Source organism: Variovorax sp. P4_D9, from assembly GCF_056401695.1.
The window spans coordinates 1-1,401 of the sequence record NZ_JBFUIU010001430.1 but is presented as its reverse complement, the minus strand read 5'-3'; the positions used below and the strand labels follow the sequence as shown (position 1 = coordinate 1,401).

Annotated in this window: 1 protein-coding gene and 1 pseudogene; both read right to left on the bottom strand. The window is 59.5% G+C overall.

Translation table 11 applies throughout. From position 1 onward, the window contains the following. Positions 1-259: 259 nt before the first annotated feature. Positions 260-510: pseudogene (locus AC1DY5_RS55680) on the bottom strand (DUF1272 domain-containing protein). A gap of 103 nt (positions 511-613) precedes the next feature. Then, on the bottom strand, positions 614-1,045 hold the full coding sequence (locus tag AC1DY5_RS55675) for a GNAT family N-acetyltransferase (protein WP_478122713.1): 432 nt from the start codon (positions 1,043-1,045) through the stop codon (positions 614-616). Positions 1,046-1,401 lie beyond the last annotated feature (356 nt).

Sequence of the window (1,401 nt, the reverse complement as noted above, 5' to 3'; positions counted from 1 at the left end):
CTGCGCAGCCGGTCGGCGAGCGGATGTCCACGCGGAAGAAGTGCGGCAGCAACCAGGGCACCGACAACAAGCAAGCCCGCCAAACCAAAGATGGAGCAATGCCTGCTGCGAATACGAATAGAAACGGGAGTTGACCGCTCATTGATGCAGGTTCAGTGGCCTTAGGTGAGTTCGGCCTGAGCCGACGCGCAAGGTCCGCGCATGGCCGGTCACGGCTTGGCTGAGCGCTGCCRTACGCCGCGTACCGTGCCTACTGAGGTCACGTTCCCTGTGCCGTCGCGCAACCTTCAGACTTGATCACTCGCGTGGTCGAAGCTAGATATTTCGCAAGCTTGGCGGCCGACCGCCGTGGGCGCGGGAGCTCACCGCCGCAGTTCGGGCAGATTCCGGTGAGGCGCTGTTCGGCGCAGTCACTGCAGAACGTGCACTCGCAGGAGCAAATCCGAGCACGCCCGAATCGGGCGGCAAATCTCGGTCGCAGCACTCGCACCCGGGTCGCATTTGAAGCATGACGAAATCCTCCGCAAACTTGGTCGACCAAGCTTAAACGAAGCCGGACGGAAGACGGGGCGGGACTTCCGCTCATGGCCGAAGTCTGACTGACACGCGGCCACTACACGCAGCGCTCAGCCGTAAGGTCCTTGCGCATCAGAGCATTTTGAAGAGTCACACCTCGACGAACTGGAAATCGTCGCTCGACAACATGAAATCCGTGGAGAGCGAAAAAGGGCTCGGCAGTCTTGCTCACGTTCGACGTCAGCTCGGTCAGACCTAAAGACCTGGCCTCCTCGTGAATACGAGTCATCAGCCGTGTGCCTATACCTTGTCGCGAATGACAGCCCGACACAAAGAAGTGGTCGACGTAGCCGTCTGGTTGAACGTCCGCATACCCGACGATTTCGTTGGCAAGTTCAACAACGAATGGTCGGATGTTTTGAACCAAATTTGCCCACAGGTCCATGTCAAAGTCCGCCGGAGCCCATGCTGCGACTTGCTCGCGTGAGTAGTCGCGGGAGGCGACCTCATGGATGGCCGTGAAGTACACACGGAACAACGCACTTTCATCACCGAGCCTGAACCTACGAGTCTCCACAAAATCCTCTCAATGCGACAACTTGAACAGCGAGTCTGTCACATCTGACCCGCGAGGCGAATGTCCGCAGTTGGTCGCATTCTGCCCCTTCGGCCCAGAAATCTTGAGAGCTCGCCGCGCTGGTCGAGCACTATGCAAAGTCGAACGGCCCCTGGAAGCTGCCAATGTAGCTGGTGTGGCTGACCATCCCTTGGGTGCCATCCCAGAGGTGGAGCATGCAGGCCGGCGGACCCATGAAGGATTCGGGGCTCGCGTCCGGGGACAAGCGGAGCGCAATTTCTGTGGTGGTGCTGGGACAAGCGCAGACG